The following is a 26704-nucleotide window of genomic DNA, read 5'->3' on the forward strand; positions in this document are numbered from 1 at the left end:
CAGAAAAGGTCCAATTTAGACAAATGCACTAATTTAGACCACGTAAAAATTGCCTGACCGGCAAATAACCTCCATGAGACGTTTATAGCGACCGTTTCCTGCTCATGAATTATTAAAATTGCTTATTTCTGCTATGAATATCGCCCGCTATATCGACCATACACTGCTCAAACCCACTACCTCCTCAGATGAGGTAAAAAAACTATGTGAGGAGGCCGCCAGCTATGGCTTTGCTGCAGTATGCGTTCCTCCACCCTTCGTAAGACTGGCCAAAAAATATTTATCAGGCAGTAACGTTAAAGTGGCAACCGTCATTGGTTTCCCTTTTGGCTATTCCGTGGCAGCTGCCAAACAGGCAGAAGCCGAGCAGGCCATCGTAGATGGGGCCGACGAACTGGATGTGGTGATCAACCTGGTAGCTCTCAAAGCAGGCAATACCGGCTACCTCGAATCGGAGATACAACCCATCATCGACGCAGCCCACCAGGCCCAACGCCTGGTAAAGGTGATCATAGAAAGTGGCATATTGTTGGCAGAAGAGATCATACAGTGTTGTACTTTATACGCAGATGCAGGTGTAGATTTTGTTAAAACTTCTACCGGCTATGCCGAAAAAGGTGCCAGCGTGGAAGCCGTGCAACTGATGCGCAAACATTTACCGTCTACCGTTCAGATCAAGGCTTCCGGCGGTATCAGAACTTACGCTTTTGCCAAAGAGTTGATCGATGCCGGCGCTACGCGCCTGGGATGCAGTGCCAGCGTAGCCATTGTAACAGGAGAAAAGGAAAGCAGCACCGGAGGATATTAATAAAAAGTGAGCAACACCATCATACTTCGCAATAATCAGTAATTATTAATTAATAATTACTGATTATTGCCCTTGAGAACATAACCTGACTTATTTATGAAGAACCTTATTGCGATATTGTCCTTATTGATCTGCATTCAATCATTCGGACAAACCGATACCAGCTCAGTGATCGTTCACAAAGATGCACGCATTGACATGCTCGTAAAAAAGCAGGTAGAGATCAATGAGATCACCACCCGCAATGCCCGGCGTTTTGTGCCAGGTTTCCGCATCCTGGTCGTCAATACCAATGATCGCAATAAAGCCCTTAGCGCCAAATCAAAATTATACCAGCAGTTTCCCGACCTCACCGTATACCTCATGTACCAGGCCCCCTTCTACAAATTGAAAGCCGGTAACTTCAAAGAACGCAAAGACGCAGATGATTACCTGCCCAATATCCAGCGCCTGTTCCCTACCGGTGTATATGTGGTAAGAGATACCATTGAAGTGAATCCCGATCCATCGGCGTCCGAAAAACCGTAAGTCCGTAAGTCGGAAAGATTTTTGTGCACCTTCTTCCGGACTTCCAGACTTTTCTGACTTTCGGACTATTAGGCTATTTTTGAGGCATGAGTAGCCTGAAAGAAAAAATACAAAGCCTGGCTAATTCTTATGCGCCGGGTTTTATAGATATACGGCATCATTTACATGCCCATCCTGAGCTTAGTTACCAGGAAGTTGAAACCTCTCAGTTCATACAGCAAAAACTACAGGAATTTGGTATCCCATACCAGGTAATGGCCACTACTGGTGTAGTAGGATTGATCAAAGGCAGAAATCCTGATAAAAGGATCATTGCCCTGCGTGCAGATATTGATGCCCTCCCCATATTGGAAGAGAACAATGTTCCCTATAAGTCTACCCGCGAGGGTGTCATGCATGCCTGCGGCCATGATGTACATACCACCTGCCTGTTGGGCGCCGCTAAAATATTGCAGGAATTAAGGGATGAATGGGAGGGAACTGTAAAACTCATCTTCCAGCCTGGTGAAGAACGCAACCCCGGCGGGGCCAGTATCCTCATCAAAGAAGGCGTATTGACCAATCCTGCGCCGGAAGCCATTTTCGGATTGCATGTACACCCCCAGCTGGCCGTGGGCCAACTTAGTTTCCGCGGCGGACAGGTAATGGCCAGCGCCGATGAGATCTATATCACCATCAAAGGCAAGGGTGGGCACGCAGCAGCGCCCCATTTAACCGTTGATACCATCCTGATCGCCTCTCACCTTATTGTGAGCCTGCAGCAGATCATCAGCCGCAACAGGAATCCCCTTTCCCCTTCAGTACTGTCTATTTGCTCCATACAAGGCGGTCATACTACCAATGTGATACCCAGTGAAGTAAAGCTGATGGGCACTTTCCGTGCCCTGGATGAGGCATGGCGCTTTAAAGCCCATGAACTGATCCGTAGCAACGCCGTGGGACTGGTACATGCTATGGGTGGTGAAATAGACCTGCACATCGACGTGGGTTACCCTACCGTCTACAACCATGAGGCCCTGAATGCTACCGCCCGTAAGCTGGCCGAGGATTATATGGGTGCAGAACACGTAGAGACCACCGAAATGCGGATGGGTGCAGAAGACTTTGGCTACTATACCCAACTGATCCCTGGTTGCTTTTACAGATTGGGCGTAATGAATGAAGCCAAAGGCATCACTTCCGGCGTACATACCCCTACCTTCAACATTGACGAAAGTGCTATTGAAACAGGTATGGGCATGATGGCCTGGTTGGGTGCCAGTGCAAGTATGGAATAATCAACCTATCATATGTCAAAACTAACTGCCACGATCTTCCTGCTATTGCTAGGCGCCATCATCACACAGGCGCAAAATCCTGCAGATAGCAAATATGACCGCCAGGAACTAATGATCCCTATGCGCGATGGGGTGAAGCTCAATACCGTGATCTTTACACCCAAAGCAGCTACAGAGAAATATCCCTTCCTGCTCAGGCGTACTCCGTATGGTGTAAGCGGCGCCGGGGCCCCGGATAAAGGCGCTTATGTGAAAGACCTGGCCGATGACGGTTACATCTTTGTATACCAGGACATCCGTGGCCGCTACAAAAGCGAAGGTAAGTTTGAAATGCAGCGCTTCAGCCGCAATAAGAAAGATCCCAAAGCCATTGATGAAAGCACCGACACCTACGACACCTTCGAATGGCTGCTAAAGAACATACCCAACAACAATGGCAAAGCTGGCATGTATGGTATTTCCTATGATGGATGGACAACCATGCAGGGGGCTATTGACCCCCATCCTGCCCTCATAGCTGTATCAGAACAAGCCACCCCTTCCGATATGTGGCTGGGTGACGACTTCCATCACAATGGAGCCTTCCGGCTCAGCTATGGCTTTGAATATGCCTTCATGGAAGAAGCTGCCAAAACCGACAGCCTGTTCGCATTCGGCATGCATGACCTCTACGACTGGTACCTGCAATTGGGCTCCCTGGCTAATGTCAACAAAAAGTATTTCCATAACCATATTCCCACCTGGAATGATTTTGCCAGCCATCCCCATTATGATGCTTTCTGGCAAAAACAATCATTGGCTTACCGGCTCGATTCGCCGCGCGTGTACACCATGCATGTGGCCGGCTGGTGGGACCAGGAAGATTTTTATGGTCCGCAAAAAGCCTATGAAGTACTGGAGAAAAAAGACAGAAGTCACAAGAACTATATTGTAGCTGGCCCCTGGAATCACGGAGGCTGGGCAGGCGGCCCCGGCAATACCCTCGGCAATATCAACTTCGACAAAGAGACCGGCCCTACCTTCCGCAAAGACATCCAGGCCCGCTGGTTTGCTTACCACCTCAAAGGAAAAGGAGATGGCAATTTTGCAGAAGCTATCACATTCCAGACCGGCTCCAATGTGTGGAAGAACTATACCAGTTGGCCACCGGCAGAAGCTGTGAAACAAAACCTCTATTTCCATCCCAACGGACAGCTTTCTTTCGACAAGCCATCGGCCCCGAAAGCATTTGACAGCTATGTGTCTGATCCCGCCCATCCCGTACCTTATCGCTCAAGACCAATAGAGCAAACCTATGGCCCCGGTTCACGCTGGCGCACCTGGCTTACCGAAGACCAGCGCTTTGTGCACAATCGTCCCGATGTATTGAGCTGGCAAACGGATGTATTACAGGAAGACATGGCCATCACTGGTCAGTTATGGGCCAGATTGTTTGCTGCTACTACTGGCAGCGATGTAGACTGGGTGGTGAAATTGATTGATGTATATCCTGCTGAATATCCCCAGGATCGTAAAATGGGAGGCTATCAGTTCATGGTGTCCAACGATGTATTCCGTGGCCGTTACCGCAAAAGCTTTGAGCACCCGGAACCCATCGTCCCCAACAAAGTCGAGACCTATAATATCGACCTGCACACCATCAACCATGTATTCAAGAAAGGGCACCGCATCATGGTGCAGGTACAAAGCAGCTGGTTTCCCATCATCGACCGCAACCCACAAAAATATGTGCCTAATATTTTTGAGGCCAAAGAAACAGATTTTCAGGCGGCTACCCATTCCATTTACCGCTCGGCACAGTTCCCTTCACACATTGAACTATCAGTGATGAAGTAATGGTCTTTTGACAGGCACCAAGGTGGGTCGCTCTGCAGCGCTGCATACGCCGGGCGGCAGAGCGACTCACCTTAAACGGGTGGCCCGTAGAGGACGCACCCCCAGGCCGCACAAAGCATAAAAAAAGGGGCAGGTAAAGACCTCCCCCGTGTTAACAAAAGTCAACTGCGTATAGAAATAAATCGTTTATCGGCTTAACAAATTTCAAACATCACCTTATTGGCAAGCCCTGCCTCTCCTTCATTGGCTTCATAAAATTTCACGCTATCTTCTTCACACTGCAGGGTAAACAATAAGCGCTGCCGCTCCTGCCCCGTTTGCACCGGCTCGGTTTCATACACAATACTGCGTACCGTATAATCACTGTTCATGGTGCAATCGACCTGCTTCACCTTATTGGCAAAACGCACTTCCTGCCCATCGGGCAATAAATAATGCAGGTAAATGGTCTCCTGGTCTACCCAGATATCCGTAAGCACCGAAGCGGTACTTTCCAGCTTGCCGCCAGGCCCTACCCTGAACTGCTTTTCACTATGCAGGTGCAGGGGCTCCCTCATTCCATGCTGAACCTGGCTGCCAAACAGCAGGCAACCGATGTGATCTACAATTTCTTTTTTCATGCTGTATATGCTTTAAGATGAACCTGGCGACCGTACCAGGCAATGTGATTACCTTACTCATGCGACAATACGCCAGGTCTACTTTTCTTCGTATTTATTGACCAGCACCCTTATCTTCTTTCCATCCAGGCGGGCCATTTCCACTATTATCTGAAGTTTACCCTCTTTGGCTTCTATCGTCATACTGCCTTCTGAGGTTTCTCCGCTATCCGGTTTTTGAAACTCCACTTTATAGACCGCTTTACCTTCTTTGTAGATCTCTTTCCATTCGCAGGTAGTGCTCTTGATCGTGGCCGTCATGGCGCTCATCCGCTCATTTACATTAATGGTGATACTCTCTTTGGTAAAATCAATGACCAGCGCATCCGTCTTATTGTTGACTACCTCGCCCTCCGGGCTGATCATTTCCTGTTTGTCGGAAGTGTACGTAACTTTCTTATCGCATTGAGCGATACCGGCTGTGGCAGCCAGCAGAAGAATGGCAAGTGAAAGGAGCATTTTTTTCATGGCTATACTTTTAGTTTTAGTGTATCAAGGGTGCCCCGGCATCCGGGTTGTATATCAATTTGTGTGCTGAGACAATCATTTCAGGATGTAGGTTACAGCATATTCCAGAATCCAGGGAATTCTTTCCACCAACCCGGCCAACGGCATGACAAACAGGCCTTATGGCAGGTCAAAAATTAAGCAGTTCCAACCTGTTTAGCATACCCGACGACTCAATGATCCCATCATAATCATCGTCCCTTTCTCTTTCCACTGCACCCGCTGTCTCCATCTGCCCTGCAGAATATTCATAGTGGACCGGTCCGGCTGCTGCCTGTTCCTCCTTCGCACCGCGTGGCACAAAAAAGGAAGTCACCAGCAATACAACAATTAGAACCAGGAATCTCATAACAAACCTTTTAATGATTAAGCTGTCAGCCTGTCGAAGGGCCACAAGGGTGGGTCGCCCTTAAAGGGCGGCTCACCCTGATAATTTTCACCCCCTCTCCTTCCGCTTCACCGTATCCCAGAAGGCCAGCAACAGCACGCCCACAAACCATACATAAGAATAATATTGGTGTGTCTGATCCCCTTTATTCAGGTTTCTGAAATAGGTAAGCGCCGTATAGGCATAGGGATAAATATGGATCTTTTCCCACTCAATGATCATGAGTGCAGTGATCAGCAAGGCCAGCCCGATACCTACCGGAGCGATGTAATTCCTCAGGCGCAGACTTAGCCAGTATTGAATAGCCGTCACAGCCAGGATCGAAGCATACATCTTGCCCGTTATGATCAACATATCCTTCCAGGGAATGGCCGTATCGAAAAAAGTATAGCCGCTCACCACTATATTGGCAGTATATCCCGTTAGGATCATAAAGCAATTAAACAATAAAAGGGAGGCCAAAATCAGCAGGTGAATAACCAGGAATTTGGAAAAGAAGACATCTGCATAACTGCGTGGTGAGGCGTACACCTGCTTCCAGGTATTGTTACGGTATTCAATTTGCACTACCAGGCTGGTCACCAGTATTACATACATGGGCAAAAAGAAAGCAGCAGCGGGCTGCCAGCTCATATTCATATAACTACGCCATGCATCTGTCTTCAACTTTTGCGCAAAATGTTCCGGTTTAGATACCAGCATCAGGAAGGAAACAATGGATACAAAGGCACTGGCCAACAAGGTGAGCCAATAGGCAGCCGTTTTACGGCATTTCCACAATTCCACTTTCGTATTGATAATAAAAGAGGCCATGATTATTCGGATGTGATTTGAATAAATAAGTTTTCCAGGTCATTTTGCGTAAGCCCCAGGTGATATACTTCCACCCCCTGCTCTATGAGCGTTCTGTTCAACAACGCCACTTTTTCCCTGCTCTCAAAATGTACCAGCAGTTTGGTGCCATTCACTTCCTTCACCGGAAAATGGCCGTTCAATACCTTTTGCGCTTTTGCCGTATCGTTCACTTCTATTTCGATGGCCGACTGCTTTGATTTCAATCGCTGCAGATCCTGCAAAGGCCCCTGGAACAACAGTTTTCCTTTATTGATAATCCCTACATGCGTGGCCATCTTTTCTACCTCAGCCAGCATATGGCTCGATACAAGGATGGTCTTGCCTTGTTCCCGGTTCAGCATTTTGATCAGTTCACGCGTCTCAATGATCCCGCTGGGGTCCAGTCCATTGGTAGGCTCATCCAATATCAACAGTTCCGGATCATGCAACAGCGCAATAGCGATCGACAGTCGCTGCTTCATACCCAATGAATAGGCTTTGGCCTTCTTATTGGCCGCATCCGTAAGCCTTACCATCTCCAGCACTTCATCGATCCTTTTCTTCGGGCATTGGTAAGAAAGACGGAACATTTCCAGGTTCTGCCTGCCTGTAAGGTGCAGGTACAATGACGGCTGCTCTATCAATGACCCCAATCTGCGCAGGATCTCGATCCGCTGTTGGGCCAGTTCTTTTCCAAACAGGGTGATACTACCTTCCTGCTTCCTGAGCAGGCCCAGTATCAGCCGCAGGGTGGTTGTTTTACCGGCCCCATTGGGTCCCAGAAAACCATAGATGCTTCCTTTAGGGACCTGTAAACTTAACTGTTGAAGGATGGGTTGCCCGGACCGGAACAAAAAGTCCAGTCGCTGGGTCTCAATAATATAATTACTCATGTTATTCTGTTGAAGTAATGGTTGCTTTGCGCAGGTTATGGCCTTTTAATGAAAATGTGGAAACGCTATCCGTTTGTATGCTGAGCTTACCAAAGAAGGCCTCACCTTCTTCCAGCCTCGAATTCTGCAGGTTTGCTTCTAATGTGTTTACGTGTATAAAGCCATCAAACCGCAAGAGAGAGCCCTGGCCGGCATTTACCCTGATGGCATCATAGAAGGTGGCATCTGCATCCCGCTGGCCATTTTCAAAGGCCAGGTCTGTTTCGGACAGTTGAAAATTATAAACAGGTTTCAAAGCGCCAGGGTCGGCTATGTTTTTAACTACTATATGGCTGTTTACAGCATGGATACTGTCTACATTGGGAATAAAAAGTTCAATATGACCATAAGCCATCTGAGTTTTGCTGTTGCGATCTTTCCGGGAAGTATCTGCTTCCACATACAATACACCATTCTCTAATCGCCACTTTACTTCTTCTTCACCGCCCTTCCAGATCTCCAGTCTGGCCGAATCGGAAGGAATGATCATGATATTATTCAACTCGCTGATAGAAATGCTTTTAATAGTTCCCTGTAGCCTGTGCACATCACTCCAGTCATTGACCGGGTCTCTTTTTACCGTATTCCCATTGGCATATTTAACCCGTACCAGCGTAAACAGGCTGCAAAAAACAAGGATCGTGACAAGAAATAGTCCAGTTAATATTTTATTACTCGTTCTCATGTTACTGAGTTATGCGGGTTAAGCGAAATGTTGTTGTTTATATTTTTCATACCAGGGCTTCAGGTCTTCCGGCGTCATACCCAGCAGGTACATATTACGGAAAAGCTGTGGCAGGTCTTTTTCCGTAAACTCCAGTTTGCGGTAGGCTATGGCCTGCTTCAAGGCGCCCGGTGATACGAAATAACCAATGCCCCGCTGGTTGTAAATGATCTCCTGTTGTTGCAGGAATTCGAACGTGCGCATCACGGTATTGGGGTTTACTTCCAGCTGTACTGCCAGCTCACGAACCGAAGGCACCCTTTCTTCAGGCTTCCATTCCTGCAGCAGTATCTTCTCGCACACATAGTCTGCGATCTGTAAGTATATAGCTTGCGATTCTCTGAATTGCATAATAATTTGTTTACGTTGGTTAAATCTCTTTTTCCTTTAACCTGAAGTAAGTGACCAACCAGAATACAGGCGCCAACAAATACTTGAAGTAACCGAAAAACACATCGCCGGTCCAGGAAGGCAGCATAATAACCTGTTGCCCCCATGTATTACCTGGTCCTGGTAAATTGAACTCAGTAAAATTGCCTCTAAAACCGCCCTCTGGTAATATGTTTGACAATATCTGCCCCACCAGGAAGATAAAGAACAGGATTATCAGCAATAGGGCAATGGTGGTCTTAATAAAACTATAATTGGGGAAATAAATGGAGCCCAATGCATAAGCCCCCTGTACAGAAAAGAATATTAACAAAGTAAGCATTAACGCATTGAACGGATTAGTGTTTTCATGTGGCTGAAATCTGCCAAAAACATTTGCTAAGATTGCCGGCTTAAATGTGCTACCCTCCGAATGGTCCTTTTCCCACCTGGCCTGTTGAATGGCATTATGCACATGCACCATAATAAAATCGACGATATAGAAAATAACGGTGTAGCAAACAAAAAAGATCACTATACAATAAAGCATCATCACCAGCACCTTTTCCAGATGGGAAGCAGGTACGGCCAAAAAATTAAGTGCTTTGGATTTATTGCCAAGATCGCTGAAGAGCATACTGGCAAAGAGTGAGCCGGTAAGGAAAAGACCTACATAGTAGGTGATGATCTGGCCTTCACGGTTCATAGCTCCACTTCCATCTACCAGCATCAGGAAGCCATACCACAGCAACAGTAATGAGCCGATGGCTGCCAGCGAAAGCGTATATTTATTCCGGTTGTCGCCCCAGTGCTTACGCACCAGCAGCCCCCAGCGTTGAAGATCAAAAACCTGGTTCATGATAGTTGTTTAAGAATTAAAAGCGGATTGAATGGGTTGACGGTTAGTAACAATGGCCTTGTACAGCAGTTCAAGATCTATCCTGCTCTCTTCACCATCCATATTGGGGGTAATGATCGCATTGCCACGCAGGGAACTTTCACTGTACAAAGCATGTCTTACTTCCTCCTGGTCGAATGAAATACGGAACGACAACTTGCGGGAGATATCTTCGATGGTCTGGTCAAACAGGATCGCACCCTCATCGATAATGGTGATCCGGTCTATCAGGTTTTCCAGGTCCTTTACCTGGTGGGTACTGATGATCACACATTTGTTTTCATCGATAGCACCGGCCATAACCTTGCGAAACTGGCTTTTACTCATGATATCCAATCCATTGGTTGGCTCGTCCATCAACAACACGGAAGTATTGCAGGCAAGGCCAAAACTGATGAGTACTTTCTTTTTCTGCCCATAACTCATACTCTCGAGTTTGGTATCGACCGGGATCTCAAACTCCAGGATATATTTGCCAAACTGTTGCTGATTGAAACGGGGATAAAAGGGCGATAGGTTATTCACCAGTTGCTGCAGGGGAATATTGGGCAGGTAAAACTCTTCGGGTACCATAAATACTTCCTGCAAAAAGGCCGGCTGGCGCTTGCCCGGCTCAAAGCCCATTACATCAATACTGCCCTGGTCGGGAAACAAAAGGCCCGCAATATTGCGCAGCAGGGTCGACTTGCCTGTGCCATTCTTGCCCAGTAAGCCGTAAATATGGCCGGGTTGTAACTGCAGGCTCAATCCCGTAAATACCTTTTTCTTACGGTAGCCAAAGTGCAATTGTTGAATATTGACCATGTTTGGTGTTTTAGTGTACTACTTAAATAGTACACAAACATACCAATACTGCTCCAACTTCCAAATCTTTTTTAGAATTTTCTCTTACCGTTTATCCATTTGCAGTGTTATGCATTTACAATCAATCGATTAAGACTACTAACTCATTTTTATCCAGGTAAGATCTTAATACACAGGAACCTGCCTTGTACCCTATCCAGCTGTATGGCCCCGCCATCGTAAGATCTTCCCTTATTGTCTTTTGATTCGTACCATATCCGGTTCTGGTATACGGATAAACCGTAGATAAGCCGTATATAACCTGTATATAAGCCGTAGATAAGCTGTCCTTTTAAGAGACGGCTTATCTACGGCTTAGCTATGACTTAAGATTAAATTAATTACTACTTACCCCAAAACAAGAGTTGAATAAGGGGCGCTCAAGACCGGAGAAACCCACCCAGTGGGCTTACCAATATTAGCCTTGTCTTTACCTAACTGGCAGATTAACACCTGTCTATTATAATTACCTTAAATTGCACGCCTGTTTTTATGGCGGGAAGGCCAATCAACCAAATATCCCAAACCACCCTTCCCAGCCCTCTGATTAAAATATAAGTATGAAAAAAGAATTTATTAGAGAACAGGCGCTGGAGTACCATGCCAAAGGAAGACCCGGTAAAATAGAAGTAATCCCCACCAAAGAGACCAAAACCCAAAGAGACCTCTCTCTTGCCTACTCGCCCGGAGTAGCCGAACCTTGCAGAGAAATTGAAGCCAACCCGGAAGCAGTTTATAAATACACCGCCAAAGGCAACCTGGTAGGCGTGATCAGCAATGGCACCGCTGTACTGGGCCTGGGAGATATTGGTCCCGAGGCCGGCAAACCCGTGATGGAAGGCAAGGGCGTACTCTTCAAAATATTTGCCGATATCGACGTATTTGATATTGAGATCAATGAGAAAGACCCCGAAAAGTTTGTACAGATCGTGAAAGCGCTGGAGCCCACTTTCGGAGGTATCAACCTGGAAGATATCAAGGCGCCTGAATGCTTTTACATTGAGCAAAAGCTGAAGGAGCAGATGAAGATACCGGTGATGCACGACGACCAGCATGGCACCGCCATCATCAGCGCGGCCGCCCTGCTCAACGCTGTGGAGATCCAAAAGAAAAAAATAGAGAAGGCAAAGTTTGTAGTGAACGGAGCCGGCGCTTCGGCCATGGCCTGTACCAAACTGTACATAGCGCTGGGTGCTAAGAAAGAGAACATCCGGATGTTTGACAGCAAGGGGCTTATTCATGAAAGCCGTACGGACCTGGATGATATGAAGAAAGAATTCCTGAGTACCGGTAAAAATCTCTCCCTCACGGAAGCCCTGGTAGATGCCGATGTATTTATAGGTCTCAGTAAAGGAAATGTACTCAGTGCCGAAATGGTGAAGTCAATGGCCAAAAATCCCATTGTATTTGCCATGGCCAATCCCGATCCGGAGATCACTTACGAAGCAGCTACCTCCGCCCGCAAGGATATCATCATGGCCACGGGCCGCAGTGATTATCCCAACCAGGTAAACAATGTACTGGGATTTCCCTTCATTTTCCGCGGCGCGCTCGACGTACGTGCCACACAGATCAACGAAGCCATGAAGCTGGCTGCTGTAAAAGCGCTGGCCGAACTGGCACGCACACCTGTACCCGATATTGTAAACCTGGCCTATAACCAGAACAACCTGGCATTTGGCCCCGAATATATTATTCCCAAACCGGTTGACCCTCGTCTCTTATCTACCGTAGCACCTGCCGTGGCCAAAGCTGCTATCGAAAGCGGTGTAGCACAGATAAAGATCGACAATTGGGAAGCCTATGCTATTGAACTGGAAAAACGCCTTGGTCAGGACAACCAGGTAATGCGTATCCTGGGCAATAAAGCCCGCCGCGATCCAAAACGTATTGTCTTTGCCGAAGCAGATAACCAGAAGATCCTGAAAGCTGCCCAGATCGCATTTGAGGAAGGCATTGCCTATCCCATACTGCTGGGTGATGAGAAAAAGATACGTGCCATTGCCAATGCTATGAAGATCGACCTGGATGATATGCCCATTATTGATCCACGCAGTGACGATTATGAGGAGCGCAGGAAGATCTATGGCGACCTGTTCTTTGAAAAAAGAAAACGCCGCGGTGTAAACCGGTATGAGGCTACCAAGATGATGAAGGACCGCAACTATTTTGGCACCATGATGGTGGAAACCGGCGATGCCGAAGGGATGATCTCGGGCCTTACCCGTAATTATCCTGAAACCATTCGTCCGGCCCTGCAGGTGATCGGGACGGAGCCTGGCGTAAAGAAGATTGCCGGTATGTACCTGTTGCTTACCAAACGCGGCCCCATCTTTATGGCCGATACCACGGTCAACTTCAACCCCACAGCGGAAGAGCTGGCTGATATTACCCTGATGGCAGCCCAGGAAGTAAGGAATTTCAACCTGGTGCCCCGCATTGCTATGCTCAGCTATTCCAACTTTGGCAGCAGTGACTCACCCGAAGCCAAGCTGGTATCAAAAGCGCGTGATATAGTAAAGCAGAAAGACCCTGGTTTAATTGTAGATGGTGAAATGCAGGCCAGTATTGCCTTTAACCAGGAGATCATGAAAGAAAGCTATCCTTTCAGTGAACTGATCGATCAGGAAGTGAATACCCTCATTTTCCCCAACCTGGCAGCCGGCAACGTGGCATACAATTTACTGAAAGAAGTAGGGGGTGCAGAAGCCATTGGCCCCATCCTGCTGGGATTGAAGAAACCGGTGCATATCCTGCAGCTGGGCAGCTCAGTAAGGAGCATTTACAATATGGCATTGATCACGGTGATCGATGCACAACTGAAATGTAAGGGCAATGCGGGTGAGGCCAGCCAAAAACCTCATTGGTGGAAGAAGGCAAAAAAATAAACAAGGACGCCCTCATAAGGGCATTCTTACACATTTAACGAGGCGAAGTGGTCAATACTCAGTTAGTTGGCTTATTATTGTAGTAAGAATCTATGACACTATTTACCGAATTTGGCCGCTACCTGTTGATGATTAAAGGCATGTTCTCCAAGCCGGAGAACGGCAAGATGTATTGGAAGGAATTCATGCACCAATGCGGTGAGATAGGTATTGGCTCCCTGGGTATCGTAGTGTTGATCTCCTTCTTCATCGGGGCGGTATCAACGCTGCAAACAGCTTACCAGTTGGTAAGCCCCATTATCCCCAGGAGCACCATTGCACAGATCGTGCGTGATACCATCATCCTGGAGTTTGCTCCTACCCTGGTCTGTATTGTACTGGCCGGTGTAATAGGCAGTAAAATAGCCAGTGAGCTGGGCAATATGCGCGTGAGCGAACAAATAGATGCACTGGAGATCATGGGTATCAATACCAAGACCTACCTGGTATTGCCCAAGATAGTGGCCGCATTGCTTACCATCCCCATGCTGATCATTATTGCAGGCGGACTGGGCATCTGGGGCGGCAGGCTGGCAGGCACCCTGTCGGGCATTCTTTCTCCCCAGGAATTCGATACTGGACTCTTAAATGCTTTTGTACCGTACAATGTGTTCTTTGCGTTGATAAAAGCCTATGTTTTTGCATTCATCATTTCCAGCATCTCTGCTTTTTATGGCTACCATGTGAATGGCGGCGCGCTGGAGATCGGCAGGGCCAGTACCAAATCGGTAGTCGTTAGTTGTATCTCTATACTATTTGCTGATTATATATTGTCGCAATTATTGTTAAGCAATTAAAGGTAAACAGGTGAACTGCCGGGCAACCGGCAGTTTCATCTTTAGCATATGATAGAAGTAAAAGATATCAAGAAGGGCTTTGGAGAAAAGCAGGTGCTTAAAGGCGTCAATGTGAAAATGGAAGCCGGTAAGTGCAACCTGATCATTGGCGCCAGCGGCAGTGGCAAAACGGTATTCATGAAATGCCTGGTAGGCCTTTTTGAACCCGATGAAGGCGAGATCCTGTACAATGGTATCAACTTCCTCACCATGGATGATGAGCAGCGCAAGGATATCCGCAAGCAGATCGGTATGCTGTTTCAGGGTTCTGCTTTATTTGATAGCCAGACGGTGGAACAGAACATTATGTTCCCGCTCGACATGTTCACCAAAGACAACTATGCCACCAAGCTGAAGCGGGTAAATGAAGTGCTGGACCGTGTGAAGCTGAAAGATGTCAACAAGAAATTCCCGGCAGAGCTGAGTGGTGGTATGAAAAAACGGGTGGGTATTGCCCGCGCCATCGTGCTCAATCCCAAATACCTGTTTTGCGATGAACCCAACTCGGGCCTTGATCCCCAAACATCCCTGGTCATCGATAAGCTGATCAAAGAGATCACCGTGGAATATGAGATTACCACCATTGTCAATACGCACGATATGAACAGCGTAATGGAAATTGGTGATCACATCATTTACATGCACCAGGGGCAGAAAGAGTGGGAAGGCAATAATAAAGAGATCATCTTCAGTAAAAATGAATTGCTCAATGAATTCATCTTCGCTTCTGAATTCTTAAAGGACGCCAAAGACATGCGTATGCTGGAACAAACCGGCAAGATCGATAATGACAGGAATATGGATGAAATGATCAAATGATCACTTATATAATTCCAGCTTGCGGGTCAGCCTGTTGATCGTTGTTTTATCACCATATACTGCTATGCCACTGTAATTGATCTCCGCTTCTTCCAATCCTTCCAGCGAAGCTTTGTAGGTCTCATAACTACGCGCTGTTTGTGCAACTTCGGATAGATCAATAACGAGCAGCCCACCTTGCTGTTTTGCTTCTCCACAAATTCGTTTTATATCCTCCCTGGTAGCTTTCAACATAGGCAGGGGAATCCAGGTAAGCCCTGCATGCCTGCCGCCGGAAGCATTTTGCAGGTCTTCTGCTATCATATAAGGCAGTTTATTACCCAATGATGCACCCAGCACAGCGGCTGTATTAATGGCCAGCCCGGCCGGCAGATCGCTGGCAATGATCATCACCGCCTTCATCAGGTCCTGCAGGTGGATCTCCATTTTAATATCAGCCCGTTCATATTCTGTGGGCGGTAATGGCACTTCAATAAAGCCCAGTTTCTTATAGAGGTGTATGGCAGGCTGGAGACGGGTATTGGACAACAATTCTACTTTCTTGATACCAAGTTCTTTGGCCTTATCGATACAGGCTTTGCCCAGTGCGTAACCAATGCCTTTACCCTGTACCGTTTCCGATACCGCCATCTTGGCCAGTTCAAATACCCGCTGGTTTACCTTGATCAGCGCACAGGCACCCACTACAGCGCCTTCCCAAAGGGCCATGAAAATAAATCCTCCCTTGTTAAGGATGTATCCTTCCGGATCATTGAGCGCCCGGTTATCAGCCTCTTCCAGGCGGAAATACCGGGTGATCCATGCCTGGTTCAACTGGCGGAATGCTTCCCGGTGTGCGGGCTCATAAGGCACGATCTTCAACTGCTGATCTACTGCTGTAAGCATAATTTCCTTTTGATGCAAAGTTACCGGCGGCGGAAAAGATGGGCAATAACGAACAAATGGTGATGGTTTAGCGAAGCTGGTTTTCATGCTGTTCGCCCCAGAACCACATTTGTTTGATAATGGGACACACCGTAGCACCATAAGGGGTGATGGAATACTGTACTTTCAGGGGCGGCTTGTGGCCTGTAACCGCCTTGGCAATGATGCCCTCCCCTTCCAGCTCTTTCAATTGCTTGATCAGGATACGCTCGCTCATTAGAGGAAACTTTCGCCTGATCTCGCTGTAGCGACGGTTCTTATCGGACAAATAGATCAATATCTTCACTTTGTACTTGCCCTTGATCACCTGTAAAAAAGTATCAATAGGACTATAAATGGCAGCCATAACACTGGTATTAAATTATTCTTAATATCGGACCTATCAGGCTCTCTTTCACCCCGTTAAAGGGCTTTGGGCCTGTATTTAAGCGCGTAGGATTTACGATTCAGGGCCTGGGATTTTACCTCCCTACATATGCACTTTATGCCTTACTTTTGCCCCTCCTGAATTTATAAATCACGACTATGAGCATATTAGTTAACAAACAATCAAAGATACTGGTGCAAGGCTTTACCGGTACGGAAGGCACTTTTCATGCTACGCAAATGATCGAATACGGAACGAATGTGGTAGGCGGCGTTACGCCCAATAAAGGCGGCACTACCCACCTGGATCGCCCTGTTTTCAATACAGTAGCTGAAGCTGTACATACTACAGGCGCTAATGTATCGATCATATTTGTACCTCCCGCTTTTGCAGCCGACGCTATTATGGAAGCCGCTGAAGCTGGTATTGGCCTCGTGGTTTGTATTACTGAAGGTATTCCTGTACAGGACATGGTAAAAGCTAAACTGTTCCTGCAGAGTACCGGCACAAGACTGATCGGTCCCAACTGTCCCGGTGTGATCACTGCCGGCGAATGCAAAGTAGGCATCATGCCCGGTTTTGTATTCAAAAAAGGCAAGATCGGTATCGTTTCCAAATCCGGAACGCTTACCTATGAAGCTTCTGACCAGGTTGCCAAGGCCGGCTTAGGTGTTTCTACCGCAGTAGGTATCGGTGGCGATCCCATCATTGGTACTACTACCAAAGAAGCCCTGGAAATGTTCATGAACGATCCAGAAACTGAAGGTATCGTGATGATCGGAGAAATTGGTGGTGGCATGGAAGCAGAAGCCGCCCGCTGGTACAAAGAGCAAAAGGTGAAAAAACCGGTAGTAGGTTTCATCGCCGGTCAAACCGCTCCTCCCGGACGCCGCATGGGCCACGCCGGCGCCATCGTAGGCGGTGCAGAAGATACAGCTGCCGCAAAAATGGCCATCATGGAAGAGTGCGGGATCAATGTAGTATCAAGCCCGGCAGATATTGGCGCTACTATGGCCAGGATCATCAAGAAGTAAATTAACTTTCTTACAATAAGTAAAATGGTGAGCCACCTTGCAAAGGTGACCCACCATTTTGCTTTTGGCACTTGTGGCTCACTCCTTGTCATTGCCTTTCTGATATATTGCTCTACTTTTGCTATACCCCGTAATATCAAAAGCCCCGGACAGTGCCGGGGCCATCGATTTAATCCATCACTTTAAACACGTAGAAACTTTAGTTATTTGAACTGCCGGATAAAATTGGCCAGGTCATCCTTACTGCTGCTGAATGAGAATACTTCATACAGTATGAAATAATCCTGTTTATTCACGGTATTCTTGTAGGCATATTTGGCCAGGTCGAGCTTATAGTTGTCGAAAGAATACATCTGCAACAATTGCTTTACCTGGTCGGCGGTAAAATAATTCTGGTCGATCACCTGCTTGGCAATGGTAACCCTTGAGTTGTCGAAACGCTCATTGGTAAGGGTGGCCTTGAGGGCTGCAAAGGACTGATCGCTCATAGGACGACCATACCTGTTATCATTATCAGGGTAGGGGTCGCGGCCCGGGTTGCGATCAGGACGATCAGGATTGCGGCCGGGATACCTGTCACGATCATTATTCTGATCATAGTTGTCCGTATTCACATAGTTGGGATCTTTCATGGACAACTCATCAAACAATACCCTTCCAAACCGGTTGATCACAATATCAATATGATATTGAGGCCTTACATTCATGTTTTTCTGAAAGATGAGGGTTTGCTTTTTGATGCCATAACTGACTGAGCTTTTGATAGGAGCAGCATACACTTTGATGGCGTGAAAACCTGCCGATACAGCCGGGATGAGCAAAAAGTCGTCACCATCATTAGCACGGTTGCTGACCTGTTTCCCATCTACTTCCACTATGATGCGGTTGCTGCTAAGATTGGTAACACTCACTTTTCCATCATTGGGATGAGCAAAAGTGGTATAGGTAATCACCAGTAAAGCAAGGGTAAAAATCTTTTTCATATAGACCTCCTGTTGGTTGTTTAGGGTTTGATGCCAGGACGCACAGATCGTTTAGCGAGAATATGTTAAAGGATTGCTATTTCAGCCATAGGGTCGTTTGGTGTATGAAATTGGATTAAAAACTGCATCATAACAGGGTAGCACGCAGTTTAAAACGCCCAAAGGTGCAAAATATTGCAGATTGTATAACTTGTATAAAATTTGATGGTATGCCTGTTAAAAAGGTCTTTCTCTTAGTATTAGCCACATTATCTCTGTTTACAGTAACCGCCCAGCAAAAAATGAATACCTACGACAAAGCCTGGAAGAAAATCGACAGCCTCATTCAGGAAAAAGGACTGCCTGCATCTGCCCTCACGGAAGTGAATAAGGTATATGCACAAGCGCAAAAAGAAAAGAACGATGCACAGCTCATCAAAGCCCTGATATACCGTGCCCAGTTGCGCGCTATAAAAGAAGAAGCGGCAGGCCCTAAAAGTATTGCCGATATGGAAGCGGAAATAGCCAAAGCCACAGAGCCGGCGCGCTCCATCATTCAAAGCATTACTGCCGGCATGTACTGGAGCTATTTCCAGCAAAACCGGTGGAAGCTCTACAACCGTACAGCCACCGTCAACTTCAATAAAGCCGATATCGCCACCTGGAGTACTGATGATTTTCATAAGAAGATCGGCGAACTGTATTTGGCTTCTTTGAAGAACGAAAAGTTGCTACAGCAAACCAAACTGGAGCCTTTTGATCCCATCATTCAAAAAGGGAAAGCCCGTTACCTGCGTCCTACCTTGTTTGACCTGCTGGCTACCCATGCACTCAACTATTTCAAAACAGATGAAAGGAATATCACCAAACCGGCCAATGCTTTTGAGATCGATGATCCCGCGGCTTTTGGAGATGCCCGGTCATTTGCCACACACCGGTTCGTCATCACAGACAGCAGCTCTCTCCATGCCAAAGCATTGCAACTATACCAGCGCCTGACCCAATTTCACCTCAATGACGCCAAGCCCGATGCCCTGATAGACATCAGCATCGAACGCCTGGTGTTTGTGAACAGCTACGCTGTACTGGACAACAAAGAAGCGCTATACCGGAAAGCCCTGGAACAGATCACGACAGCCCACGGCAGCTTACCGATCGCAGCCCAGGCCTGGTACCTGCTGGCCTATACCTATGCCGCAGAAGCCGGCCAGTATGATGCCTTAAAAGATACCACCCATCGTTTTGCCTATTTGAAGGCCAAGGATATCTGTGAACAGGTGGTGCAGCAAAAAGATTCCAGCGAAGGCAAGGCCAATTGCATTAACCTCCTCACCAGCATACAACGCCAGGAGATCAACCTGCAAACGGAGCGGGTAAATATACCAGCCCAGCCCTTCAGGATACTCGTCACTTACCGCAATGTAACGCAGCTTCATTTCAGGGTGGTGAAGATGGATAAAAAGACCAGGGAAAGCCTGGGTACGGATACCTGGAATGATGAGTATTGGAAAAAGCTGATCAATCTGCCGGTGATCAAATCCTTCACACAAAGCTTACCCGATACCAAAGATTACCAGCAACACCGCACAGAGATCAAGGCAGATGGCCTTCCTGTAGGGGAATATGCTTTCCTGATCAGTGCCAACAACAATTTCAGCCTCACCAAAAACCCACTGGCGGTACAATCATTTTATGTATCCAACCTTTCTTATATCAATAAAGGCAATGATTATTTTGTACTGGACCGGGAAACCGGCGCTCCCATTGCCCGGGCAGCCGTACAGGTGTGGTATCGTTCTTATGATTACAATGCCCGTAAAGAGGTAGAACGCCAGGGAGAAAATGTGTTCTCCGACAAGAATGGCTACTTTATGTTGTATCCTCCCAAGACCAATAGCAATAATTATTTCCGTATAGAGGTATCTACCAAAGAAGATCATTTATCACTGGATGAATACCAGTATAACTACCAACGGCCTGAACAAGGACCGGCTAAAGCCTTTAACCAGACCTACCTGTTTACCGACCGTTCTATTTACCGGCCTGGTCAAATAGTATATTTCAAAGGCATTGTGATCAACCAACGGGAGGCATCCGGTCAAAATGCCATCGTGGCCAACTTCTCTACTACCCTGGCCCTGTTTGATGTAAACGGACAGCAGGTAGACTCGATCAAGGTGACCACTAATGCCTATGGCTCTTATTCCGGTAAATTTACCCTGCCCGCGAATGTGTTGAATGGTTCATTCCGCATCCAGGATATGAAGACCAATGGCAACAATAACTTTTCAGTAGAGGAATACAAACGCCCTAAATTCCAAACAGAGATCGCCAAACCTGCCGGCAGCTACCAGCTCAACGACAGCATCAAAGTGACCGGCACAGCCAAAGCCTATGCCGGCAACAATATAGATGGTGCTTCTGTACAATACCGCGTGGTGCGCAAAACGATCATGCCGATGTGGATATATGGCTACGGCAGGAAAATATGGCCGCCGTACAGTCGTGAAGAAGTAGAGATTGCCCATGGCACTACTACGACCAAAACGGACGGCAGCTTTGATATCACTTTCAAAGCCCTGCCCGACCTGAGCGTTGACAAAAAAGACCAGCCTACTTTCCATTACGAAGTAAGTGCTGATGTGACCGATATCAACGGTGAAACAAGAAGTGGCAGCACGTCTGTATCCGTAGCTTACCAGGCGCTCCAATTGAATGTGGACGTTCCAGCCAAACTGTATGCAGACAGCCTTAAGAACATCAAGGTAAATACCACCAACTTCAACAACCTGTTTGAGCAGGCTTCCGTAACCCTTACTATCCACCAACTGAAAGTGCCCACCCGCATATTCCGTACCCGCTATTGGGAGCAGCCCGACCAGTTTGTGATGACACAACAGGAATACAATGCAGCCTTCCCCTATGATATTTACAAGAATGAAAACGAGGTTGCTACCTGGGCTAAAGGGGAGAAAGTACTGGAGGTTACTGATACCACTACCGTCAACGGAAAGTTTGTCCTGGGCAAAACCTCCTTACCTGCCGGCTGGTATGTAATAGAAGCTATTACGAAGGATAAATTTGGAGAGGTAGTAAAAGACATTCAATATGTACAGTTGTACAATAAATCAGTTGCCACCAACCCATTGGCGTTTGGTAGTATTGAAGCAGATAAGACAACCTACGAACCAGGAGAAACTGCCAGCTATCAACTGACGAGCAACCTGGACAATGTTTTCATGATCCATGATATTGGCCGGAAAGATGCCAAAGAAGAAAGGAAGTTCATCACCCTTAATCAGAACAGTCCTTCTTTTGAAATACCTATTTCAGAAAATGATCGTGGAGGGCTGGGTGTGCAGATCGCTTTTGTGAAGCACAACCGGGTATACAGCAACAGTCTGCAGTTCAATGTACCTTATAGTAATAAGGACCTAACGATTGCTTATACTACCTACCGCGATAAAACATTGCCCGGTAGCACAGAAAAATGGAAAGTAAAGATCAGTGGTTATAAAGGCGACCAGGTGGCTGCTGAAATGTTAACGACGATGTATGATGCTTCGCTGGATCAGTTTCAATCCCATAACTGGCAAAAGCCATTCATATGGAGTAATTACAACCAGCAGGCTTATTGGACGGGTGATGTATGCTTCCGCCAGGTACAATCGCAGGAACACTATGATCGCGATGTAACCTCAGCCTGGTTTGACAAATCATATGATCACCTGATCACCAATGATATGTCGATGGGTGGCGGACAGCAGATAAGACTCAGGGGAACTAAGTCGATGAGAAATGATGCAGCCATTGAAAGGAATTTAAGTATGGAAGCAGCGGCAGCACCGGTAGCCGCAATGATGAAAAAGGTACCTGGTATGCAAGTAGATGCGAAAGATGAAATGGTTGTTCAGGGAGAAGAAATAAAGAAGGACGGTTGGATGGGCGGGATAGGCTTAACAGGAACTAAAGAAAAGGAGAAAGCTACAGCACCTCCTGTACAGCCCCGCAAGAACTTTAATGAGACGGCCTTCTTCTTCCCCGACCTGCGTACCGATGCGGAGGGCAACGTAGAGTTTTCCTTTACCATGCCTGAAGCACTCACGCAGTGGAAGTGGATGACCCTGGCCCATACCAAAGAACTGGCGTTTGGCTACAGTGAGAAAAACATCATCACGCAGAAGGAGCTGATGGTACAGCCCAATGCGCCCCGTTTTATGCGTGAAGGGGACCGGATGGACTTCAGCGGTAAGATCGTCAACCTCAGCAGCAAGGAACTCACCGGACAAGTGGAACTGCAGCTCATCGATCCCACCACCAACCAATCGGTGGATGGCTGGTTCCGCAATGTGTTCCCCAACCAGTTCTTTACTGTGGGTGCCGGTCAAAGTATTCCCGTTAGTTTCTCTTTGGAGATACCTTATCAATACAATAAGCCTGTCACCTACCGGCTGGTAGCTTCTACCAAGGCAGGCGCCAATGAAAGCGCGCTGAGTGATGGGGAAGAAAACATGCTGCCCGTAGTCAGCAACCGGATGCTGGTAACAGAAAGCCTGCCTTTGCCGGTACGCGGCATCGGCACCAAAAACTTCACCTTCGATAAACTCCTGAAAAGCGGAGCAAGTGAAACACTCAATCAACATGCATTGACGGTTGAGTTTACCAGCAACCCGGCCTGGTATGCCGTGCAGGCCCTGCCCTACCTCATGGAATATCCCTATGAGTGTGCCGAGCAGGTATTCAACCGCTATTATGCCAATACACTGGCTACTTCTATTGCCGGTTCCTCACCCCGCATCAAAGCCATCTTTGATCGCTGGAGAACGACTGACACGGCTGCCCTGCTCAGCAACCTGCAGAAGAATGAGGAACTGAAGTCAGTCCTGCTCCAGGAGACTCCCTGGGTGCTGGAAGCAAAAACCGAAGCACAACAAAAAAGGAATATCGCCCTGTTGTTTGACATGGTAAGGATGAGCAGGGAACAAGCATCTTCCCTTGGCCAGCTGCAGGATATGCAAAGCTCCAATGGCGGTTTTGTATGGTTCCAGGGCGGGCCTGATGACCGGTACATTACGCAGTACATCCTTACAGGGATCGGGCACCTCAATAAGTTGAAGGCATTGAAGAGTAATGATAAGATCGCAGCCATCATAAAAGCAGCCATTCCTTACCTGGACAAGGCATTGAAGAAAGATTATGAGGACCTGCTGAAGAACAATAAGCAGAAAGAACCAGTGGAAGCGCTCAGCAGCATACAGATCCAATACCTGTACATGCGCAGCTTCTTCCCGGAAATGGCGGTACCAGCAGAGGCTGCCAAAGCCTATAACTACTTCCGCAGGCAGGCGCAACTGCACTGGTTAAAACAAAGCAAGTACATGCAGGGCATGATCGCCCTGGCACTCAACCGCACAGGCGATGCCAAAACAGCCACCGGTATTGTGGCTTCCCTGAAGCAAAATGCGCTGGTGCATGAAGAGATGGGCATGTACTGGAAAGACCTGTCTGGCGGATACTATTGGTACCAGAGTCCTATCGAAAGCCAGGCCTTGCTGATAGAGACCTTTACGGAAGTAACCAAAGATGCCAAAGCGGTAGCCGATATGAAAGCCTGGCTGCTGAAGCAGAAGCAAACGCAGAACTGGAAAACGACCAAAGCAACGGCCGATGCCTGCTATGCGCTCCTGCTTCAAGGTACCGACTGGCTTACCAATACCCCGGAAGTGCAGATCAGCCTGGGCAGTTATACCATCCGCAGTGCTGACCAGGTACAGGAAGCGGGCACGGGTTACTTCAAGAAAGTGATCGACGGCAAGGACGTAAAACCAGAGATGGGTACTATCAAAGTAGCGGTATCAAGTGCAGCACCAGCTGCGGGCGAATCAGTATCCTGGGGAGCTGTGTACTGGCAGTACTTTGAGAACCTGGATAAAATTACTACGGCCGCCACTCCGCTCAAGCTGAGCAAAAAGCTGTTTGTAGAAAAACTCACTGATCGCGGGCCGGTATTACAACCAGTCAATGAAGGAGATGCCTTGCATGTGGGAGATAAAGTGAAAGTGCGCATCGAGTTGCGGGCCGACCGCAATATGGAGTATGTGCACATGAAGGATATGCGGGGCGCCTGCATGGAACCGGTCAACGTACTGAGCAGCTACAAATGGCAGGGCGGACTGGGTTATTATGAAACCACCAAAGATGCCAGCACCAACTTCTTCTTTGGTTACCTGCCCAAGGGCACCTGGGTATTTGAATACAGCCTGTTTGTAACCCATACCGGTACCTTCAGCAATGGGGTGACCAGTATCCAGTGTATGTATGCCCCTGAATTTACCAGTCATTCGGAAGGTGTAAAGGTGAATGTAGAACCGAAATAAATGCAAGAGGTTCTTTTAGAGGTGACACCTTTCGTTTGCGACGCGAGCGAAAGGTGTCACCTCTACAACGAAAGGTGAGTCGCCCTGCAGCGCGGCAAAGCAGTCCCGCAGGGCGGCCCACCTTCTTACATTTTAGTCTTATTACCAGCAGGCCACTCTTTGAAAGGGTGGCCTGCTTATTTTTGCACCATGTATACAGACTTCCTCATTGTAGGACAAGGCATTTGCGGAACTTTTTTAAGCTGGTACCTGCAGCAGGCCGGCTATTCCTTTACGATCATTGATCAGCCACAGGCCAATACAGCTTCCAAAGTAGCAGCAGGCATCATCAACCCTGTTACCGGCAGGCGTATTGTAAAAACCTGGCTTATTGATGAAGTGATGCCCTTTGCTCAGGAAGCTTATACAGCCTTGGGCGCATCATTGAACACCACGGTCATCGAGCAGAAGAGCATCGTTGATTTTTATGCAACGCCCCAAATGAAGCTCGCCTTCGAGAAGAAGTATGAAGAAGATCCCCAATACTTATCCCTGCCGGCAGACCTTTATCACTGGCATGCTTTGTTCAACTATGATTTTGGTTATGGAGAGATCAATCCCTGTTATCTTATCAAACTGCAGAATATCTTGCCTGCCTACCGGGCACAACTGGAACAACAGCAATTGCTGAGAGAAGAACTATTTGAAGCCGACCAATTGCAGGTGAGGCCCGATGGCATTACTTATAAAGACATTACGGCTTCCCGCATCATCTTTAGCGATGGCATTGCAGCCGCTCAAAATCCTTATTTTAAGAACCTGCCTTTTGCCCCCAATAAAGGCGAAGCCGTATGGGTGGAGATCAACGACCTGCCCACTACCCATATATTCAAAAAAGGATTTAACCTGGTACCCTGGAAAGACAATATCTTCTGGCTGGGGTCTACCTACCTCTGGGAGTTTGACAACGACCTGCCTACACCGGGCTTCCGCCAGTTTGCCCATAACTGGCTCTTACAAACCATCAAGCTGCCTTTCAAGCTACTTGACCATATGGCGGCTGTACGGCCTGCCACCCTGGAGCGCCGGCCCTTTGTGGGCTTTCACCCGCAGCACCCTGCGGTAGGGATCTTTAATGGTATGGGCACCAAGGGCTGTTCATTAGCTCCCTGGTTTGCTCACCAGTGGGTGCAGTCCATCAAAGAAGGTACGCCGCTCGACCCGCTGGCCGATGTGAAGCGGTTTCAAAGGGTGCTGGCCAGATAAGCGAGCGCCTTTCTCCACTCACAAGCAGATGAATCTCCCACTCGCTCCTTAAGTCATTCACGTACAATAGATAACCAATCACTCATTTTGAGGGGTTATTTATTTGTACCGTTTTATATTTTTGCATCGTTCACCACCCTTTGTCATTTAAACTTTATTGCCGTGTCACAGGAGTCTAAGGAACTCTATGTAGTTCCCGCTAAGTTCCGCAAGATGGAAAACCTGCACATTCTTTTCTGGCTGGTAAAAGACCTTTGCTGGTGCCTGGCATTCAAACCACTGGGCATGGTCATGATCGCTCCCACCCTGCTGGTAGCTATCTGGATCACCTGGAAAAACCGGCATATTGTGGCGGAGCTCGCGCATAACCTGGCCATTACCATCTGGATCACTGCCAATTCAATTTGGATGATCGCAGAGTTTTATGCAGTAGATGAAAAGGTAAAGCCCTATTGCATTATCCCCTTCTCCCTGGGAATTTTAATACTCCTTTATTATTACCTTATTTACGCACCCTTACAACGCAAGAAAGAAAATACAGCAACGCTACAGGTATCGGTAGCACCTGTAGCGGAAGAAGTTTAAATTATTGGAAGGCAAGTAAAGATCA

General features: G+C 47.5%; 23 protein-coding genes. 11 read left to right on the top strand and 12 right to left on the bottom strand.

The features are described 5' to 3' along the window. Positions 1–133: 133 nt before the first annotated feature. The 4 genes from deoC (at position 134) to D3H65_RS18225 (ending at position 4449) form a co-directional block, all read left to right on the top strand. Entirely contained in the window at positions 134–808 is a 675-nt protein-coding gene (gene deoC / locus D3H65_RS18210; protein ID WP_119051679.1) for a deoxyribose-phosphate aldolase, read from the top strand. A gap of 96 nt (positions 809–904) precedes the next feature. After that, complete coding sequence (locus D3H65_RS18215; protein WP_119051680.1) at positions 905–1336, top strand: SPOR domain-containing protein; 432 nt, start codon at positions 905–907, stop codon at positions 1334–1336. An 86-nt stretch (positions 1337–1422) separates the two neighbouring features. Continuing rightward, the gene (locus D3H65_RS18220) at positions 1423–2613 is read left to right on the top strand and encodes a M20 metallopeptidase family protein (RefSeq protein WP_119051681.1); all 1191 of its coding nucleotides are present in this window, start codon (positions 1423–1425) and stop codon (positions 2611–2613) included. A 12-nt stretch (positions 2614–2625) separates the two neighbouring features. Next, positions 2626–4449: a CocE/NonD family hydrolase gene (locus tag D3H65_RS18225; RefSeq protein WP_119051682.1), complete on the top strand. Its 1824-nt coding sequence runs from the start codon at positions 2626–2628 to the stop codon at positions 4447–4449. A gap of 194 nt (positions 4450–4643) precedes the next feature. Here D3H65_RS18225 and D3H65_RS18230 read toward each other — a convergent pair whose 3' ends face one another. The 9 genes from D3H65_RS18230 to D3H65_RS18270 all read right to left on the bottom strand — a co-directional run bounded on the left by D3H65_RS18230 (position 4644) and on the right by D3H65_RS18270 (position 10564). Continuing rightward, positions 4644–5069, bottom strand: coding sequence for a hypothetical protein (locus tag D3H65_RS18230; protein WP_119051683.1), 426 nt, complete (start codon positions 5067–5069; stop codon positions 4644–4646). Positions 5070–5147: 78 nt separating this feature from the next. Continuing rightward, complete coding sequence (locus D3H65_RS18235) at positions 5148–5576, bottom strand: hypothetical protein (RefSeq protein ID WP_119051684.1); 429 nt, start codon at positions 5574–5576, stop codon at positions 5148–5150. Positions 5577–5745: 169 nt separating this feature from the next. Next, the gene (locus D3H65_RS18240; protein ID WP_119051685.1) at positions 5746–5964 is read right to left on the bottom strand and encodes a hypothetical protein; all 219 of its coding nucleotides are present in this window, start codon (positions 5962–5964) and stop codon (positions 5746–5748) included. Positions 5965–6051: 87 nt separating this feature from the next. Beyond that, on the bottom strand, positions 6052–6816 hold the full coding sequence (locus D3H65_RS18245; protein ID WP_119051686.1) for an ABC transporter permease: 765 nt from the start codon (positions 6814–6816) through the stop codon (positions 6052–6054). A 2-nt stretch (positions 6817–6818) separates the two neighbouring features. Next, positions 6819–7730 (bottom strand): ABC transporter ATP-binding protein, encoded by a 912-nt coding sequence (locus D3H65_RS18250; protein ID WP_119051687.1) that lies wholly within the window; start codon positions 7728–7730, stop codon positions 6819–6821. A 1-nt stretch (position 7731) separates the two neighbouring features. Continuing rightward, the gene (locus tag D3H65_RS18255; protein ID WP_119051688.1) at positions 7732–8454 is read right to left on the bottom strand and encodes a hypothetical protein; all 723 of its coding nucleotides are present in this window, start codon (positions 8452–8454) and stop codon (positions 7732–7734) included. 18 nt (positions 8455–8472) lie between these two features. Next, a complete protein-coding gene (locus D3H65_RS18260; protein WP_119051689.1) occupies positions 8473–8844 on the bottom strand; it encodes a GntR family transcriptional regulator in 372 nt (123 codons plus the stop codon). Positions 8845–8863: 19 nt separating this feature from the next. Beyond that, positions 8864–9721, bottom strand: a complete 858-nt coding sequence (locus D3H65_RS18265; RefSeq protein WP_119051690.1) for a hypothetical protein — start codon at positions 9719–9721, stop codon at positions 8864–8866. 9 nt (positions 9722–9730) lie between these two features. After that, on the bottom strand, positions 9731–10564 hold the full coding sequence (locus tag D3H65_RS18270; RefSeq protein ID WP_119051691.1) for an ABC transporter ATP-binding protein: 834 nt from the start codon (positions 10562–10564) through the stop codon (positions 9731–9733). Positions 10565–11163: 599 nt separating this feature from the next. Between D3H65_RS18270 and D3H65_RS18275 the strand changes: the two genes are divergently transcribed. From D3H65_RS18275 to D3H65_RS18285, 3 genes are all read left to right on the top strand, one after another. Further along, entirely contained in the window at positions 11164–13491 is a 2328-nt protein-coding gene (locus D3H65_RS18275) for an NADP-dependent malic enzyme (RefSeq protein WP_119051692.1), read from the top strand. A 92-nt stretch (positions 13492–13583) separates the two neighbouring features. Further along, positions 13584–14327, top strand: a complete 744-nt coding sequence (locus D3H65_RS18280; protein ID WP_119051693.1) for an MlaE family ABC transporter permease — start codon at positions 13584–13586, stop codon at positions 14325–14327. A gap of 48 nt (positions 14328–14375) precedes the next feature. After that, on the top strand, positions 14376–15185 hold the full coding sequence (locus D3H65_RS18285; protein WP_119051694.1) for an ABC transporter ATP-binding protein: 810 nt from the start codon (positions 14376–14378) through the stop codon (positions 15183–15185). Here D3H65_RS18285 and D3H65_RS18290 read toward each other — a convergent pair whose 3' ends face one another. Together D3H65_RS18290 and D3H65_RS18295 are read right to left on the bottom strand one after the other, a co-directional pair. Further along, the gene (locus D3H65_RS18290; protein ID WP_119051695.1) at positions 15186–16070 is read right to left on the bottom strand and encodes a GNAT family N-acetyltransferase; all 885 of its coding nucleotides are present in this window, start codon (positions 16068–16070) and stop codon (positions 15186–15188) included. It lies immediately after the preceding gene. 67 nt (positions 16071–16137) lie between these two features. Beyond that, positions 16138–16455 carry a winged helix-turn-helix transcriptional regulator gene (locus D3H65_RS18295; protein WP_119051696.1) on the bottom strand — a complete coding sequence of 106 codons (318 nt, stop codon included), beginning with the start codon at positions 16453–16455 and terminating at the stop codon, positions 16138–16140. A 179-nt stretch (positions 16456–16634) separates the two neighbouring features. Between D3H65_RS18295 and sucD the strand changes: the two genes are divergently transcribed. Continuing rightward, positions 16635–17510, top strand: coding sequence for a succinate--CoA ligase subunit alpha (sucD, locus tag D3H65_RS18300; RefSeq protein ID WP_119051697.1), 876 nt, complete (start codon positions 16635–16637; stop codon positions 17508–17510). Positions 17511–17713: 203 nt separating this feature from the next. Here the strand turns inward: sucD and D3H65_RS18305 are convergent, their stop codons facing one another. After that, a complete protein-coding gene (locus D3H65_RS18305; RefSeq protein WP_119051698.1) occupies positions 17714–18493 on the bottom strand; it encodes a DUF4476 domain-containing protein in 780 nt (259 codons plus the stop codon). Positions 18494–18702: 209 nt separating this feature from the next. Between D3H65_RS18305 and D3H65_RS18310 the strand changes: the two genes are divergently transcribed. The 3 genes from D3H65_RS18310 to D3H65_RS18320 all read left to right on the top strand — a co-directional run bounded on the left by D3H65_RS18310 (position 18703) and on the right by D3H65_RS18320 (position 26679). Further along, positions 18703–24849 carry an alpha-2-macroglobulin family protein gene (locus D3H65_RS18310; protein ID WP_119051699.1) on the top strand — a complete coding sequence of 2049 codons (6147 nt, stop codon included), beginning with the start codon at positions 18703–18705 and terminating at the stop codon, positions 24847–24849. Positions 24850–25038: 189 nt separating this feature from the next. Next, positions 25039–26094 carry an NAD(P)/FAD-dependent oxidoreductase gene (locus D3H65_RS18315; protein WP_119051700.1) on the top strand — a complete coding sequence of 352 codons (1056 nt, stop codon included), beginning with the start codon at positions 25039–25041 and terminating at the stop codon, positions 26092–26094. 162 nt (positions 26095–26256) lie between these two features. Next, complete coding sequence (locus D3H65_RS18320) at positions 26257–26679, top strand: hypothetical protein (RefSeq protein ID WP_245999528.1); 423 nt, start codon at positions 26257–26259, stop codon at positions 26677–26679. The last annotated feature ends 25 nt before the right edge of the window (positions 26680–26704 follow it).

The organism is Paraflavitalea soli, assembly GCF_003555545.1.
GTDB lineage: Bacteria > Bacteroidota > Bacteroidia > Chitinophagales > Chitinophagaceae > Paraflavitalea > Paraflavitalea soli.

Coding starts and splice junctions, on each gene's coding strand:
- deoC (WP_119051679.1), top strand. CDS start 134: ATGAATATCGCCCGCTATATCGACCATACACTGCTCAAACCCACTACC.
- D3H65_RS18215 (WP_119051680.1), top strand. CDS start 905: ATGAAGAACCTTATTGCGATATTGTCCTTATTGATCTGCATTCAATCA.
- D3H65_RS18220 (WP_119051681.1), top strand. CDS start 1,423: ATGAGTAGCCTGAAAGAAAAAATACAAAGCCTGGCTAATTCTTATGCG.
- D3H65_RS18225 (WP_119051682.1), top strand. CDS start 2,626: ATGTCAAAACTAACTGCCACGATCTTCCTGCTATTGCTAGGCGCCATC.
- D3H65_RS18230 (WP_119051683.1), bottom strand. CDS start 5,069: ATGAAAAAAGAAATTGTAGATCACATCGGTTGCCTGCTGTTTGGCAGC.
- D3H65_RS18235 (WP_119051684.1), bottom strand. CDS start 5,576: ATGAAAAAAATGCTCCTTTCACTTGCCATTCTTCTGCTGGCTGCCACA.
- D3H65_RS18240 (WP_119051685.1), bottom strand. CDS start 5,964: ATGAGATTCCTGGTTCTAATTGTTGTATTGCTGGTGACTTCCTTTTTT.
- D3H65_RS18245 (WP_119051686.1), bottom strand. CDS start 6,816: ATGGCCTCTTTTATTATCAATACGAAAGTGGAATTGTGGAAATGCCGT.
- D3H65_RS18250 (WP_119051687.1), bottom strand. CDS start 7,730: ATGAGTAATTATATTATTGAGACCCAGCGACTGGACTTTTTGTTCCGG.
- D3H65_RS18255 (WP_119051688.1), bottom strand. CDS start 8,454: ATGAGAACGAGTAATAAAATATTAACTGGACTATTTCTTGTCACGATC.
- D3H65_RS18260 (WP_119051689.1), bottom strand. CDS start 8,844: ATGCAATTCAGAGAATCGCAAGCTATATACTTACAGATCGCAGACTAT.
- D3H65_RS18265 (WP_119051690.1), bottom strand. CDS start 9,721: ATGAACCAGGTTTTTGATCTTCAACGCTGGGGGCTGCTGGTGCGTAAG.
- D3H65_RS18270 (WP_119051691.1), bottom strand. CDS start 10,564: ATGGTCAATATTCAACAATTGCACTTTGGCTACCGTAAGAAAAAGGTA.
- D3H65_RS18275 (WP_119051692.1), top strand. CDS start 11,164: ATGAAAAAAGAATTTATTAGAGAACAGGCGCTGGAGTACCATGCCAAA.
- D3H65_RS18280 (WP_119051693.1), top strand. CDS start 13,584: ATGACACTATTTACCGAATTTGGCCGCTACCTGTTGATGATTAAAGGC.
- D3H65_RS18285 (WP_119051694.1), top strand. CDS start 14,376: ATGATAGAAGTAAAAGATATCAAGAAGGGCTTTGGAGAAAAGCAGGTG.
- D3H65_RS18290 (WP_119051695.1), bottom strand. CDS start 16,070: ATGCTTACAGCAGTAGATCAGCAGTTGAAGATCGTGCCTTATGAGCCC.
- D3H65_RS18295 (WP_119051696.1), bottom strand. CDS start 16,455: ATGGCTGCCATTTATAGTCCTATTGATACTTTTTTACAGGTGATCAAG.
- sucD (WP_119051697.1), top strand. CDS start 16,635: ATGAGCATATTAGTTAACAAACAATCAAAGATACTGGTGCAAGGCTTT.
- D3H65_RS18305 (WP_119051698.1), bottom strand. CDS start 18,493: ATGAAAAAGATTTTTACCCTTGCTTTACTGGTGATTACCTATACCACT.
- D3H65_RS18310 (WP_119051699.1), top strand. CDS start 18,703: ATGCCTGTTAAAAAGGTCTTTCTCTTAGTATTAGCCACATTATCTCTG.
- D3H65_RS18315 (WP_119051700.1), top strand. CDS start 25,039: ATGTATACAGACTTCCTCATTGTAGGACAAGGCATTTGCGGAACTTTT.